Below are 14239 nucleotides of genomic sequence, written 5' to 3'. Positions count from 1 at the left end.
TAATAATTAATACTGAGACATTATGAGCACTGCAAAAAACACACGCAAAACCCTAGATAGCACTGAAGTTCGCCGCCTAAAAGGCATTGGTCATGAGCTTAAGCCCGTGGTCACTATCGGTAACAAAGGCTTAACCGAATCAGTGCTAGAAGAATTAGAGCGTGCCTTAAACGATCATGAACTGATCAAAATCAAAACCCCACCAGGCACCAAAGAAGAACGTGACGCTTTTAGTGATGACTTAGCTGCCAAAACTGGCGCACAGCTTATCCACAGCATCGGCCGTATGGCGCTATTACTTCGTCGTAACCCCAATGCCAATCCTAAGCTGTCAAATCTAAGCCGCTACAGCGACTAGTCTTCAAAGGCTTATTGGCTTTATTTAAAAGCTGTTATGCCAAGTTAAAAAGGCCGCTCTGTATGAGCGGCCTTTTTTTGTGAGCAGCCAATGCTGTTAGAAGGGTTAGCCGCTTTGACATCAACCATATTGATATCAACCATAAATGTCATAAACTGCCGGCACAAAAAAACTCAGCTTGCTGCTGAGCTTTGATGTCTAAATACATTGCCATAATCTATCAAGCTTAGGCTTAATCCATTGCTAAGTAGATACCTTCGTTTGATGCATCGTTTGTATAACGGGCATCGCGCCATGTGGTATATGAATAGGCGTCGCTATAAGGGTTTTTTCTAGGCTGAATAAAATCTGATACCCAAGTGTTACCATCAAAAATTTGAATGTGGCCATGTGGGTGCTTAGATGAGCGGTTGTACACCACTACGTCACCGACTTGTGGTGGCGCGTCATTGCTGATTTTAACGAAGCCAGCTTCTGCTAGAGTGCCACGAGTGGCGTATTGATAAGCTGAGGCATTGGGGGTGAAGCTATAACCTGCAGCTTGTAATGCTTGACGTACGTAGCGAGCACATAAACCTTGAGTTCTTGAATGAGCGGCACGGGCTGCACGGGCTGCGGCTAGCGCGGGTGGTGCTGAACTATCGATACGAGCTGCTGAGCGAATAGGACTATTGGCTGTGGTGGCAAATGTGGTCGCTGAATACTTACTTTCTAACTGTCTAGCAAGCTGAGCTAACTCATCGCTCTTTTGACTTGCTTGACTGGATAAAGATTCAATCTGACCGATACTTGCACTATTTCCACTAATGTTTGAGTAAACTGAGACTCTCTTGATAGGTGTATTATTAACTGAAGCTAATGAAGAGCTTGCAGATGGTTCAAAAGTCTGTTGAACCGTGGCATTTACTTGTGTGGCACTTAGCCCCATTAACGACAAAATAATAAGTGACTTTTTCATAACGCTCCCAGAATTAATCTTTTTAATGTACTATTCAACCTACCTGTCAAATAGTCTTCTAATCTTCATTTAATAAATAAACGTAAAACAAACGACCTATCGAAACAGTCTGTATTTAGACCTAGCAACCGTTTATGCTATTCATATAGTCAGTTATAACGCCATCTAAAATTAAGTCTGAGGCCTGCGATGCAAAACCCATTAAAACCCAATCACTTAGCAAATCGCATTGATCATCAAAAGTCTGCAGCGTCTGCCTTGCCGCGCTTTTTACGAGATAAATGCTCTGAGCTGAACAAAATAACTCAAGAGATTAAGGTATTATTTGACTCTGGCCTCCCCCAAGAGATATTAGACACTCTGTGGGTGGTTAAATTCGAAGAGGGGCACTTGGTGCTCTCTGTACAGTCTCAAACTGCAGCAAATCATCTTCGATACCAGTCAAACAACCTAATTCATATACTTAAAGAACAATCTCTTACATTCAGCGTACTAAAGAATATAGATGTAATCGTTACTTACCCTGCTTCAATTAATCATTTAAATGAAAATTATGATCACTCAAAACCGCATTCAAATCAATCGAACTTAATTGCTAATAAGGGCTCAAGCCACGTTAATCATGGCCTGACCGAAACAACGAGAAGAACTATAACACACACTTTAGAGCATGTCATTAAAGACGAGCGCCTCAAAAACTCCCTAAAGCGTCTCGCAAAACCTAACTAAATAGTCTCTAAAATGTTTTATTATGTAACTTGATGTCGTTTTCTTGGTATATAACGTTTAGTTTTTAAAACCAATTCATCAATTCTCCTAAATAAATCCACTTTTTCATCATGAGATACACTTTAATAATTAGGCTGTAAGTATTGAATATGTTTGGATTATGAAAGTATTTCTTATTTAGACACAAAAAAAGGTGAAACCTGAGTTTCACCTTTTTTTATATTTCCATATTGTTGCTTAAAATCTAAAAAAACGACCAGAAAATCTAAAAATTATTGAAGATTTTACTTGAAATTTAAATTTCATAAGCTCTCGCCACTGAAGATGTGTCATAAATTGTTACAATTTCAAAGTTATTGGGGTCATTATATACCTCTCTAATGAGCTTATTGTTCAATGCATGACCAGATTTGTAAGCAGAAAAACCGCCAATCAGACTGTATTTAGCCAAATATAAATCACCAATAGCATCTAAAATCTTATGACGCACGAACTCTTCTTGATGTCTTAGGCCCTCTTTGTTCATAATGCCGTTATCATCAAGCACAATTGCATTGTCCAAACTGCCGCCTAGCGCCAGATTATTCTTCTGCAGATGCTCAATATCTCGCATAAATCCAAAGGTTCGAGCATTGCCCACATTCTCGATATAGTTCTGCAAGGAGAATTCAAAGCGATAGCGCTGGGTATCTTTTGGAATACCAGGATGATTAAAGTCAATTTCAAAATCTAAGCTAAAGCCGTCGTAAGGCTCAAGTTGTGCCCACTTATCTCCCTCGACTACTTTGACAGGTTTTAATATTTTCATAAACTGCTTAGGAGCGGCTTGCTCCTCTATACCTGCCTCGAGTAATAAGGTGACGTAATTGGCAGCACTGCCATCCATAATAGGAATCTCAGCATCAGACACCTTAATCAGTAGGTTATCTATACCAAAGCCTGCCAAAGCACTTAATAGGTGCTCGACTGTGCCAATTTTTATGCCATTTACCATCAGATTAGAGGACATGACCGTGTCTGTCACCAAAAATGCATCGGCCGCTATCAAGGGAGCATCCTCAATATCGGTGCGCAAAAATCTAATCCCCGTATTTACCTCACTAGGCTGCAAGGTTAAGGTGACATCTTGACCGCTATGTAGTCCTATCCCAACGACAGTTATGGGCTGTTTTAAGGTGCGTTGTTTCATAAAGCCGGTACCTTATTGCTGTCGTCAATGAGTTGCTGTCATTAACGAGCAAAATAAAAAGAATTCTAGCACAGTCGCTCAATAATATTACCTTATATCCTAGGTATTTGTGGTTAATTTCACAAAAGACAGGCATAAAAAAAGCCAAGCATTGGCTTGGCTTTTTCATAGCAGGTACAATTTTATTGTTAAGTTATTAACGGTTTTGTTGACGCTTTAGATAGTCTTGGATGCTATTGGTTTTAGTCGCTGCAGGCTGCTGCGGAGCTGAAGAACTACCTGCAGGTGCCTGTGCCGGATAGGCTTGAGACTGAGCCGCTTTTTGATGGCTGTTAAACGCGCTGGTGTGTACACTAGGATCAACGGTTTGATTGCTATTGGCAGACAGCATAGGCTTACGCTCATCTTGGCTTTCATCTAAGGTCAGACCTGTAGCGATCACCGTGACATGTAAGTCTTCACCTAGCTTCTCATCAATGACTGTACCAATAAAGATATTGGCATCTTCTATATCGGTAATATCGTTGACCACTTCAGTGATCTGATTTAGCTCATCTAAAGTCACTGATTCAGAAGACACAACGTTTACGATAAGACCTTTGGCATTTTCTAACAATAAATTATCAAGTAGTGGTGAGCGAATGGCTTTTTCAGTCGCTTGACGGGCACGATCTTCGCCACTGGCGCGGCCAATACCCATCATAGCATGACCTTTGGCGGTCATAGCAGTGCGGATATCATTAAAGTCAATGTTGATCACACCTTCGCTTGAGATGGTCTGGGCAATACCTTGTACTGCATGCATCAATACATCATCCGCCTTTTTAAAAGCATCTTGCATTGAGATGTTGCCATACACCTTTAATAGCTTATCGTTTGGAATGGTAATGATAGAATCTACAAAGTTTGATAACTGATCGATACCGGCTTTGGCCGCTTTAATACGTTTGCCGCCTTCAAATTTAAAGGGGGTGGTTACTACGCCGACCGTTAAGATTTCCATCTCTTTGGCAATACGCGCCACAACAGGGGCCGCACCCGTACCCGTACCACCGCCCATACCAGCAGTAATAAATACCATGTCTGAGTCTTCAAGCAGTTTACGGATAGACTCCTCTTCTTGCTCAGCGGCTTCACGACCCACTTCAGGGTTAGCACCTGCGCCTAGACCACGGTTGGTATTGGCACCTAATTGTAGTTTGTTATCAGCAGTTAGTCTGTCTAAGGCTTGCTTATCAGTATTAGCACAAACAAAGGTAACCCCTTTAACGCCTTGTTGAACCATATGTTCAACCGCGTTACCGCCGCCACCGCCAACGCCAAATACTGTAAAACGAGCTTGGCCATTATTTAAATCGTGGCTATTAGTAGCCATTGTGTACTTAGACATTATCACTCCTTGGGGTCACCTTTTTTAGTTAATTTTTATATGTATTAACTAAGTGATGACTGTCAAATATGAAAATTAAATTATATAAGGTTTTTAAAAAAGTTATTCAAACTGTGTCTAATTCTGCTAAATGAATTGGGCTTATCAACCTCTAACGCTTCAGGAGAGCTTCTTTCGCTGTGTTTGAACTGCTCGCTTTGACTGTATAACAACGCGCCAAAAGCAGTTTGTAGCGAGCGCTGCTCCACTCTTGCATTGAGCTCTTTAAACTTCTCATCATGACTATCAAAATAGTTGTAAGCGGAAATTGCCTCATGCGGCGTGGTCAGCACTACCGGCATTTCAAGCAAGCGTTTTGAGAAACGTACCATACCTTTGACTTGACTGCCACCCCCGGTTAATACCACACCACGTTGTAGGTAGTCGAGTAAGCCGGCATCTGAAAGCTTTTGAAATAGCGCTTTATAAAGCTCGATATAACGGGCTTCAATGATTTGGGCCAACTGTAAGATATTAACCGTTACCTCATCATTCATACTACCCACACGAGCAAACGTCTCAAAACGAGAAGGGTCTATATCACGCGTATCCACAGTCCCTTTTTCAATTTTGAGTCTTTCAGCCTCCATCATGGTGATATTGAGCTCAGCTGAAATATCCATGGTGACGTTATTACCGCCATCAGCGATACAGTGGGTAAAAATTAATTTATTTTCACGATAAACACAAATACTGGTTGTACTTGCGCCGATATCGATCAAACACACCCCTTGCTCACGTTCGTCTGGCATCAGACCATATTCAGCACTTGATACCGCATCGAACAACATATGGTCAATGCTCACATCACAGGCTTGAATTAGTTTTTGAATATTTTGTCGGCTGCTCACCGGCATCATCATTAAATGATACATCACAGTGACTTTGTTTGCATACATACCAATGGCATCATCTACCATCTTTTCTTGATTTTCAAGGAAGATGCCTTGTTGGCAATAATGCATTAAATAATGGGTATTGGGTAGCACACTGGCTTTGGCTAAGGTTAACGCATTAACAATGTGTTGGGTTTCGACCACACCACTGTCTAAATCCACCACACCAAAGCCATTATGACTTAATAATTCAGGAGTCGATAAGGTAAGCCAAACACTATGGATACGACAATTGGCCATTTCCTCAGCTTGGATAATGGCCTGACGGATAGAGCTTTTTAAGCGATCAAAGTGGGTAATCTGACCTTGCTGAAAATCATTGGTAAATACCTCACCCACCCCTTTAATGCGAATTTCTTTTGCAGAAATCACATTACCAACGACTACATACACTGCAGTGGCGCTTAGATGAATAACGGCGAGAAGATTTTCAGATTTACTCATAAGTTTAGAACATATAGGTACTGTTAGGAGTTTAGAGTATTTGGTTATACGCTGTATCCTACAAAAAACAGTAAGGTTAGATTAAGTTGTTTGGTTATTAATTCGTCTGGGCTTATCCTTAAGCAGACTGGCCTTAAGTACCCTTTATTATTTCCTGCTATTACTGCCCTATCCTTTGCCAGCCATGTATCCACCATCTTTTATTTTATATCTAACTGAGCGTTTATTGGCCAAGACAAGCTTAGCGCTTATCACGGTAACACACTATACGCAGCAGCTAGAGGTGACATAAAAACAACTTATCAATAAACAGGCATCGCCTATGCTTTGCGGCAGAATCAAAATGCGCTCTTTAGTTAGTTTGTTGGCTGCTTGGACGCGAAGCTGCTGCTTGCGGCTCATTAGCTAAGCTTGAACTGTTGGTATTTTTGTTCTGTTCACTTGTACTACTGGTGGCTTTTTGCGTACTTGCCGTCTTTTGAGTATCGCTTCTTTGATTCATTTCAGCTTTATCAGGTGCTGAGTCTTTTTTCCAATCAATCACAAAGCCATTTTTATAACGCAAATCTACTGCCTGTATTTGACCACGTTTATCTGCCAACTGGTTTTGAAGCAATTGGCTAAGATTCATAAGCTTTTGTGAGGTGTGCTCGTTATCGACAATAATACGCATGCCATTATTAAAGCGAATTGCCCAAGTCATGCGCGGTGTTAACACCAGATCATCCACTTGCATTTTTAAAGGGGCAAACCACTGGTTGACTTGCTGCATTTGCTGCATAATTAAGGAGGATTGCTCAGCATCTCCTTGCAGCATAATAAGTCCATCTTGAGACAATTCAGATTCGCTCACAGGCTTAAATACTTTGCCTTGCGAATCTATTAAGTGTTCACTGCCAAATTTAGCTATCGGCTCACGTGGTAAGGCGGTGATAACAATTCCTTCACCCCATTTGCGCTCAATGTCTACTTGGCTAATCCAATCTTGCTGCATCACACTGTCTTTAAGCTCAGGCAATACTGCGGTAAAAAAGCTACCAGCCTGTTTTTTGCTCATAGCGGTATTAAGCTTTTGGTACTGAGCGGCATCTAGGTTTTTGGCGTTTACCACCACTTTGGCAGGCTGAGAGTGATACACCCTATTGGCCACCAACACAAATATGGCAACAAACAACACTACCGCGATAGCTATCCACACTTTTGCAGATAAAAATTTACTTAAATTCAGCGAAGTTTTATTCACAGAGGCAGCCATCGTGTCCATTTTGTCTAATAACTTATAATTGTAACGCATTTGCTGAAGTAGCGATAGCGCCTATGTTTAGTGAGCATGTATCAATTTATGACAGAAAAAACCATATGAGAAATAATGCAATATCTCATAGGGCTTTTTGGGTCTAAAAATACATATTTTTAATTGGTTTTGGGTTTAAATGGGTGTGTTTTAATCAGATCCGCGTGGTGGTTAGCCTTGCCTTATTTATCTGTTTATTTAACCACACTAGCCCTGTTAACCCTTACAGCGTCTGGGCTAAGATATGCCAACATAGCTGTTCAAAATTCATCCCACGTGCTTTAGCTGCCATAGGTACTAAGCTGTGACTGGTCATACCAGGTACGGTATTAATCTCTAATAGCCAAAAGTTACCTTCTTCGTCTTGCATAGCATCAATACGGCCCCAGCCTTTGGCGTCTACTGCCTTAAATGCCGCCAAGCTTAGTGCCTGTAAATGTGCTTCTTCTTCTGCGCTTAAGCCACAAGGAATATGGTACTGAGTATCGTTACGATTGTATTTGGCCTCATAATCGTAGAAATTGGAGATGTCGGCAGGCTGCAGGCGAATAACTGGATAAGCCTCATCATCGATAATAACGATGGTAAACTCACGGCCAGTAATCCATTTTTCTGCCATCACCACATCACCACACCCTGCTGCCACTTCATAGGCTTTTGGCAGCTCATCTAACGTATTCACCTTGCTCATACCAATACTTGAGCCTTCATGCACTGGCTTTACAATTAAAGGCAGACCCAAAGTATTAACGATTTGCTGCCAGTCTGTGTCAGCGCCCAAGACTGCAAAAGGCGCAGTAGATAATCCACAGCCGTGCCACAATTGCTTAGTACGTACTTTGTCCATACCAATCGCTGATGCCAAAACACCGGATCCTGTCTGGGGTAGACCCAGCCAATCTAACAGGCCTTGTAACTGACCATCTTCACCGCCGCGGCCATGTAGCACATTAAATACACGGTCGTAATTTTTTAATTCAGTCACATCTTGGTCTTTAGGGTCAAAGTGAGTGGCATCGATACCCTGTGACTGTAGCGCCTGTAATACCGCATTGCCACTGTCTAATGACACTGCTCGCTCATTGCTATTACCCCCAAAGACCACGGCGACCTTACCAAAGATGCTTGGATCTTGAGTCGTGGTGGCGTTAGAAGAAGCTTTGGTAGCAGATACAGGGGTTGCAGTTGGGTTGGTAGCAGATTGAGTCATAGTCATGGGCATCTTAAATGGTAAAAAGGGTCAATAATCAAAGCCGTGATACCCAGCAAGGCCAATAAGACCAGTCAGCTTAGTCACAACGTAAATAGTATAGATAAAAATTACTTCAAACACTAATCATAATCTTCAAGGATTAGTGTTGGCTTAAAGGTACAGGTTATTGGCCGCTAATTGTTGGCTTAGCTGACCTACGTTGCCTGCGCCTTGGGTAATGAGCATATCACCCGCTTGTAGCACCCGCTGCATCACAGGGGCCAGCTCATCTTTATCCACCACAACCGGCTCAACTTCACCGCGCAAGCGGATACTACGAGCCAATGACTTGGTATCAGCGCCCACAATTGGCGCTTCACCGGCACTATACACATCCAGCAATAGCAGCACATCCACTTGTGATAATACCGCCACAAAGTCATCATAACAATCACGAGTACGGCTGTAACGGTGCGGCTGGAATAACATCACCAAACGGCGCTCAGGATAACTGGCGCGCGCCGCTTTAATAGTCGCTGCCACCTCTACTGGATGATGACCATAGTCATCAATTAATAAAACATCACCGTCATCTTTGGCCACGCAAGCTTGCTGCTCAAAGCGGCGACCTACCCCAGCAAACTTTGCCAACGCCCGTTTAATAGCGTCATCATTCACCCCCTCATCGGTGGCCATAGTAATGGCAGCTAAGGCGTTAAGTACGTTGTGTTGCCCTGGAATGTTTAACGTTAATTCCAATGGCTCACGGTCTTTACGCAGCACGGTGAAGTGAGTTTTAGTGCCATCAACACGTACATTGGTGGCCTGCACATTGTTGTGCGGCTCTAAGCCGAAAGTTAATACTGGGCGACCAATATCATCAATCATATCGAACAGCTCTTTATCATCACCGCAGACCACAGCCAGACCATAAAATGGCATATTTTGTAAAAACTGGATGTAAGCGGCTTTTAATTTATCAAAGCTATTACCGTAAGTGTCCATATGATCTTGATCAATATTGGTCACAATAGCAGCCATAGGATGCAGGGTCAAAAATGAAGCATCTGACTCATCAGCTTCTGCAATTAAATAGCGGCTTTCACCCAGTGAAGCATTTTTTCCTGAAGCATTAAGTTTACCACCGATAACATAGGTAGGATCAAACCCGGCCTCTGTCATCATCATGGTCAGCAAGCTCGTGGTTGTCGTCTTACCATGGGCACCGGCCACGGCGATGCCATGACGATAACGCATTAATTCACCCAGCATATCAGCACGGCGTACCACGGGTAATTGTGCTTTTAGAGCAGCCTGAATCTCAGGATTCTCGCGATCAATGGCAGAAGAGACCACGACCACGTCGGCATTGGCAATATTTTTTGAGTCATGGCCGATAAATACTTCAATTCCCAAGCTTTGTAAGCGCTTGGTTACCGGACTTTCTTTAATGTCTGAGCCACTAACGCCATAGCCTTGGTTTTTCATTACCTCAGCAATCCCGCACATCCCTGCACCACCCACGCCGATAAAGTGAATGCTTTTAATGCGGCGCATTTCTGGAATTTCGATTAATCTTTTTGGCAGGGCTGATTTTGACATAGGGTTCTCTTTCAATAAAAAATGACAATAAATATTTGGTAGAAATAACAGCTACCTAGTAATGAGCTAAATACCGTCTAAAATAGGTTTTACGGTAATAGCATAAGTTTTGTAGTAACTTGAGCCTAACCGTTACAAGTACGCTAAATATCGCCGATGCAAAGCAACTCATTAGCGAATGGCTTGCTCCCACACAAAGTCTGCCGTCACCACAGTTGATCCTGGATTGGCCAAGGCTTTGCCTTTTTTGGCCATGCTCTGACACTTCTCACGGTCTAAGTCCAGTAGTGTCTGTGCTAGATATTCAGGCGTCAGCTTACTTTGCGGGATTAAATAGGCGGCATCCTCAATAGCCAGCGAGCGGGCATTAGCAGTTTGATGGTCATCGACGGCATGTGGCAGAGGTACAAAGATGGCTGACAGTCCCACATTTTGAATTTCAGTCACCGTCAGCGCCCCCGCTCGGCAAACAATCACATCCGCCCAAGCATACGCTGCGGCCATGTCGTCGATAAAGGGTTTAACCGTGACCGTATGCACAGCTCTATCCACCGCTTGATAATAGCCTTGGGTGCTGTCCAAATTATTACGGCCACATTGATGATGGACTGCAATCGGCTTATCTATCTGAGCCAAGGCAGCAGGGACCGTACGGTTTAATGCCTCGGCACCCAAAGACCCCCCAACCACCAAAAGCTTAAGCGGGCTCTCATCATTAAGATCATAACGCTTCTCAGGTGGCTCAATCTCACAAATCGCTTCACGCACCGGGTTACCCACGGTTTCAAGCTTAGGATTTTCGGCGCTGTCACTATCACCAAACGTGTTAGGAAAGGCTTGTAACACCTTGGTAGCAATCTTGGCCAAGTAGCGATTACTCATGCCAGCGATGGCATTTTGCTCATGAATAATAAGCGGTGTTCCGGTGGCTTTTGCAGCCAGACCTCCTGGGGCACTGACATAACCGCCAAAGCCGACCACCACATCAATCTGATTGCTTTTGATGACCTTGATACTCGCCAGCATTGCCTGCGATAGAGTAAACGGCATTTTTAAGAGTCTACCCACACCTTTGCCGCGCAGGCCTTGCATATCGATGGTATGAAAAGTATAGCCCACAGGTCGAACCAAGTCGTTCTCCATGCCATGCGGCGTACCTAACCAGTGTACTTCTGCGCCGCGTCGGGTCAATTCTTCTGCCACTGCCAATGCAGGAAATACATGGCCGCCTGTGCCCGCTGCCATCATTAATACTTTAGGAGTCTTTACCGAAGAGCTTGTCGATGGGGATTTTGGTGCGGAGGTTTGTACAGCAGCAGACTCAGACACGAATGGTTCTCCTAATTTTTAGCTAAAAATAGGTACAGATAAAAGTTGAAAAATCATAGCATAAATAACAGGCTTAGGCGATGACCTACCTAAGTTATACCCGCCTATCTTACAACAAAGTAAACAACTGTTTAGATGCTGTAGGACAATCTATGCCTCAAACTGAGTTTTCCCACAAAACATCGAATACACAAAAGCCAAGCTGCGATGTTTTTCACAGCTTGGCCTTTAAGATGGTCTATATTTTATTATTAAAATGAGTACTATGAAAGTAGGTGGGATATGAATCACCTCATTTCATAGCCAATTCATGCATTTTACACAGTTACTCTCATTCATTGAGTCTCATTGAGAGTGAACGTGCTAAGACTAACGACGCTTTAACACACGTGTTTTGCCCAGTAGTGATATGCCTTTATAGCCTCTAAGCTCCAAAGTATCCCCTTTAAGCTCACCTTTACCTGAAAAAGTCATGCCTGTTTCAGGCTCAATACCGCTGCCACCGACATATTTATTAGGGTTGTTTGGATCTGCTTTTAAATTCCAAAGTACAGTCGCGCCTATTAAAGATTTGTCTTTGAATTTGCCGCGGCATACATCGCACACCGTTCTGCCTTGAGCGCGTGGGTCTAATAACTTCACAATTTTTGCAGAAATCTTACCATTTGATTCGGTAAATTTTAATACAGAATCTGGCTGACCCTTATCGTTATAAGTCGTCCACTGAGTGTTATTTAATTGGTCCGCAGCGCTAGCACTAAAAGCGAAAGCCAAACCGGCGCTAAGTATAAGTGATTTTGCAAAGGTACTCATATTACATCCTTGTGTTATGTTCAATTAATCCAAAGTGAGTCACACTCACTTTATTCATCGTAGCGTAGAGTGTAACAAATAACCACCCTACTAACGATAAACTATTTAATTATTTTGTAAGATTAATTAACAAAACATTGCCATATTATGGCAATCCCCTCTACTTATGGCCATCCCAGTTATGAATGTTGAGTGCATTTTTTCTCAATGGCGATAATTAAATCGGTCGCGATATCGGTACCACATTGGTCGTTAATTTCACGTACACAGGTGGGGCTGGTGACGTTAATCTCTGTAATTCTGGCCCCGATCAAATCTAGACCAACAAACATCAAGCCTTTTTGCTTAACAATAGGCGCCACCTTCTTGGCCACAGCCATCTCCTGCTCAGTCACTGGCATAGCCACACCCTGTCCACCGGCGGCTAGGTTGCCGCGGGTTTCGCCTTTTGTGGGGATGCGCGCCAGACTAAAGGGAACAATTTCACCATCAACAATCAACACTCGCTTATCGCCCTGCTTAATTTCTGGCAAATAACGCTGCGCCATAATCGGTAAGGTCTCAAGTTCAGTAAGCATCTCAAGAGTGGCGCCAATATTGGGACTGTCTTGCGTCAATCTAAAGATACCGGTACCGCCCATACCATCTAAAGGCTTTACAATAACATCTTGATGCTCTTGGATAAACTTGCGAATATGCTGCTGCTTGCTGGTCACTATGGTGGGACTCATTAAGTCGCTAAACCAGGTGGCAAAAAGCTTCTCGTTACAGTCGCGAATCGCTTGAGGGTCATTGACCACCAATACCCCCGCTGCCTTGGCATGATCTAACATATAAGTACTGTATAAAAAGCGCATGTTAAATGGCGGATCTTTACGCATTAAGATGACATCATAATCAGTAATTGGCTGAGTTACCTTATCCGCTAAACTGTAAAAATCGTTAGGGTCACGGCGAACCGTGACCGCTTGCGCATCTACTTTTAACTCGCCCTTATCCAGCCATAAGTCATGAATTTGACAATACCCCAAAGCATGTCCTCGATCACTGGCAGACCACATCATGGCTAATGTTGAGTCTTTTTTATAGTTCACCGTTTCGATTAGATCCATCACCACTAAAATATTCAGTGGTTTTTGGGCGCTATGTTGACTCATGGTAATTCACTCCGTTATGACTGTCAGCAACTGACAAAGATAAGATGATTATAGTTAGGGTGATGGCTAGGCGTCATTTTTACAAGTCTAGCTGACTTAAACCCCACTCCATTTATACGCCGTACTGCTCACGGTAATGACGCATTTTGGCCAACTGCGTTTCCTCACCCTTTTTGGCCACATAATCAATAATATCATCTATATTAACCAAAGCTTGTACAGGAACTTTTAAGTTATCTGCCAGCTCTTGAATCGCAGATTGCTCATTTTGGCCACGCTCTTTGCGATCAAGCGCCACAAGAATACCGGCCACTGTGGCACCGGCAGCATCCAAAATATCGACAACCTCTCGCATTGCTGTGCCAGCAGTGATGACATCATCTAGCACCCATACCGCTTTGCCATTCACATCTGCACCCACTAAGTTGCCGCCTTCACCATGATCTTTGGCCTCTTTACGATTGTAACCCCAGTGTGCGTTAATGCCATGATTATTCCATAGGGCTTGTGCAGTGGCTGCCACAAAAGGAATGCCTTTATAAGCGGCGCCAAAGATAACCAGCTCATCGCTACCCGACACCTTTACTTGCTGAGCTAAAGCTTCGGCATAACCATTGGCCAATAATGACAACATCTCTCCTGTGGACAGTAAACCTGCATTAAAGAAATAAGGACTAATACGGCCTGATTTAAGCACATACTCACCAAACTTTAACACTTCATTAGACAAAGCAAGCTCAATAAAAGCACTGCTAGAAAAATTAGAAATAGAAGGAGAAACTGCCATGAAAAGTCCTATTTAAATAAATAAAAAGTAAAGTGACGTTATATCAAGCCACCAACCAAACT

13 protein-coding genes are annotated in these 14239 nt (G+C 43.0%); 2 read left to right on the top strand and 11 right to left on the bottom strand.

Features of this window, described 5'->3' with window-relative positions; genetic code table 11:
• Positions 1-22: 22 nt before the first annotated feature.
• Positions 23-358, top strand: a complete 336-nt coding sequence (locus JMX92_RS03580; protein WP_011959815.1) for a YhbY family RNA-binding protein — start codon at positions 23-25, stop codon at positions 356-358.
• 232 nt (positions 359-590) lie between these two features.
• Here the strand turns inward: JMX92_RS03580 and JMX92_RS03575 are convergent, their stop codons facing one another.
• Positions 591-1316: a CHAP domain-containing protein gene (locus JMX92_RS03575; RefSeq protein WP_011959814.1), complete on the bottom strand. Its 726-nt coding sequence runs from the start codon at positions 1314-1316 to the stop codon at positions 591-593.
• A 189-nt stretch (positions 1317-1505) separates the two neighbouring features.
• Between JMX92_RS03575 and JMX92_RS03570 the strand changes: the two genes are divergently transcribed.
• Positions 1506-2045: a DciA family protein gene (locus JMX92_RS03570; protein ID WP_155586555.1), complete on the top strand. Its 540-nt coding sequence runs from the start codon at positions 1506-1508 to the stop codon at positions 2043-2045.
• A 295-nt stretch (positions 2046-2340) separates the two neighbouring features.
• Here JMX92_RS03570 and lpxC read toward each other — a convergent pair whose 3' ends face one another.
• The 10 genes from lpxC to pyrE form a co-directional block, all read right to left on the bottom strand.
• On the bottom strand, positions 2341-3234 hold the full coding sequence (gene lpxC / locus JMX92_RS03565; RefSeq protein WP_201543950.1) for a UDP-3-O-acyl-N-acetylglucosamine deacetylase: 894 nt from the start codon (positions 3232-3234) through the stop codon (positions 2341-2343).
• A 196-nt stretch (positions 3235-3430) separates the two neighbouring features.
• On the bottom strand, positions 3431-4624 hold the full coding sequence (ftsZ, locus tag JMX92_RS03560) for a cell division protein FtsZ (protein WP_011959811.1): 1194 nt from the start codon (positions 4622-4624) through the stop codon (positions 3431-3433).
• A gap of 80 nt (positions 4625-4704) precedes the next feature.
• A complete protein-coding gene (ftsA, locus tag JMX92_RS03555; protein ID WP_011959810.1) occupies positions 4705-6003 on the bottom strand; it encodes a cell division protein FtsA in 1299 nt (432 codons plus the stop codon).
• Between the two features lie 352 nt (positions 6004-6355).
• On the bottom strand, positions 6356-7246 hold the full coding sequence (locus tag JMX92_RS03550; protein WP_227675254.1) for a cell division protein FtsQ/DivIB: 891 nt from the start codon (positions 7244-7246) through the stop codon (positions 6356-6358).
• 274 nt (positions 7247-7520) lie between these two features.
• Positions 7521-8519, bottom strand: coding sequence for a D-alanine--D-alanine ligase (locus JMX92_RS03545; RefSeq protein WP_227675253.1), 999 nt, complete (start codon positions 8517-8519; stop codon positions 7521-7523).
• A gap of 141 nt (positions 8520-8660) precedes the next feature.
• Positions 8661-10091: a UDP-N-acetylmuramate--L-alanine ligase gene (murC, locus tag JMX92_RS03540; RefSeq protein ID WP_011959807.1), complete on the bottom strand. Its 1431-nt coding sequence runs from the start codon at positions 10089-10091 to the stop codon at positions 8661-8663.
• Between the two features lie 171 nt (positions 10092-10262).
• A complete protein-coding gene (gene murG / locus JMX92_RS03535) occupies positions 10263-11420 on the bottom strand; it encodes an undecaprenyldiphospho-muramoylpentapeptide beta-N-acetylglucosaminyltransferase (protein ID WP_201543947.1) in 1158 nt (385 codons plus the stop codon).
• 369 nt (positions 11421-11789) lie between these two features.
• Positions 11790-12233 carry a DUF2147 domain-containing protein gene (locus JMX92_RS03530; RefSeq protein WP_011959805.1) on the bottom strand — a complete coding sequence of 148 codons (444 nt, stop codon included), beginning with the start codon at positions 12231-12233 and terminating at the stop codon, positions 11790-11792.
• Positions 12234-12412: 179 nt separating this feature from the next.
• Positions 12413-13390 (bottom strand): glutathione synthase, encoded by a 978-nt coding sequence (gene gshB, locus JMX92_RS03525; protein WP_201543945.1) that lies wholly within the window; start codon positions 13388-13390, stop codon positions 12413-12415.
• 112 nt (positions 13391-13502) lie between these two features.
• Positions 13503-14177 (bottom strand): orotate phosphoribosyltransferase, encoded by a 675-nt coding sequence (gene pyrE / locus JMX92_RS03520; RefSeq protein WP_201543943.1) that lies wholly within the window; start codon positions 14175-14177, stop codon positions 13503-13505.
• Positions 14178-14239: the final 62 nt, after the last annotated feature.

The sequence above is a fragment of the Psychrobacter sp. H7-1 genome (genome assembly GCF_904846585.1).
In the GTDB taxonomy this organism is placed as follows: domain Bacteria; phylum Pseudomonadota; class Gammaproteobacteria; order Pseudomonadales; family Moraxellaceae; genus Psychrobacter; species Psychrobacter raelei.
This window is presented reverse-complemented; position numbering and strand designations above follow the sequence as displayed.

Excerpts from the sequence above, each read along its gene's own strand:
- JMX92_RS03575 (WP_011959814.1), bottom strand. The coding sequence starts at position 1,316 with ATGAAAAAGTCACTTATTATTTTGTCGTTAATGGGGCTAAGTGCCACA.
- JMX92_RS03530 (WP_011959805.1), bottom strand. The coding sequence starts at position 12,233 with ATGAGTACCTTTGCAAAATCACTTATACTTAGCGCCGGTTTGGCTTTC.
- lpxC (WP_201543950.1), bottom strand. The coding sequence starts at position 3,234 with ATGAAACAACGCACCTTAAAACAGCCCATAACTGTCGTTGGGATAGGA.
- JMX92_RS03545 (WP_227675253.1), bottom strand. The coding sequence starts at position 8,519 with ATGCCCATGACTATGACTCAATCTGCTACCAACCCAACTGCAACCCCT.
- ftsZ (WP_011959811.1), bottom strand. The coding sequence starts at position 4,624 with ATGTCTAAGTACACAATGGCTACTAATAGCCACGATTTAAATAATGGC.
- pyrE (WP_201543943.1), bottom strand. The coding sequence starts at position 14,177 with ATGGCAGTTTCTCCTTCTATTTCTAATTTTTCTAGCAGTGCTTTTATT.
- JMX92_RS03570 (WP_155586555.1), top strand. The coding sequence starts at position 1,506 with ATGCAAAACCCATTAAAACCCAATCACTTAGCAAATCGCATTGATCAT.
- murC (WP_011959807.1), bottom strand. The coding sequence starts at position 10,091 with ATGTCAAAATCAGCCCTGCCAAAAAGATTAATCGAAATTCCAGAAATG.
- JMX92_RS03580 (WP_011959815.1), top strand. The coding sequence starts at position 23 with ATGAGCACTGCAAAAAACACACGCAAAACCCTAGATAGCACTGAAGTT.
- gshB (WP_201543945.1), bottom strand. The coding sequence starts at position 13,390 with ATGAGTCAACATAGCGCCCAAAAACCACTGAATATTTTAGTGGTGATG.
- ftsA (WP_011959810.1), bottom strand. The coding sequence starts at position 6,003 with ATGAGTAAATCTGAAAATCTTCTCGCCGTTATTCATCTAAGCGCCACT.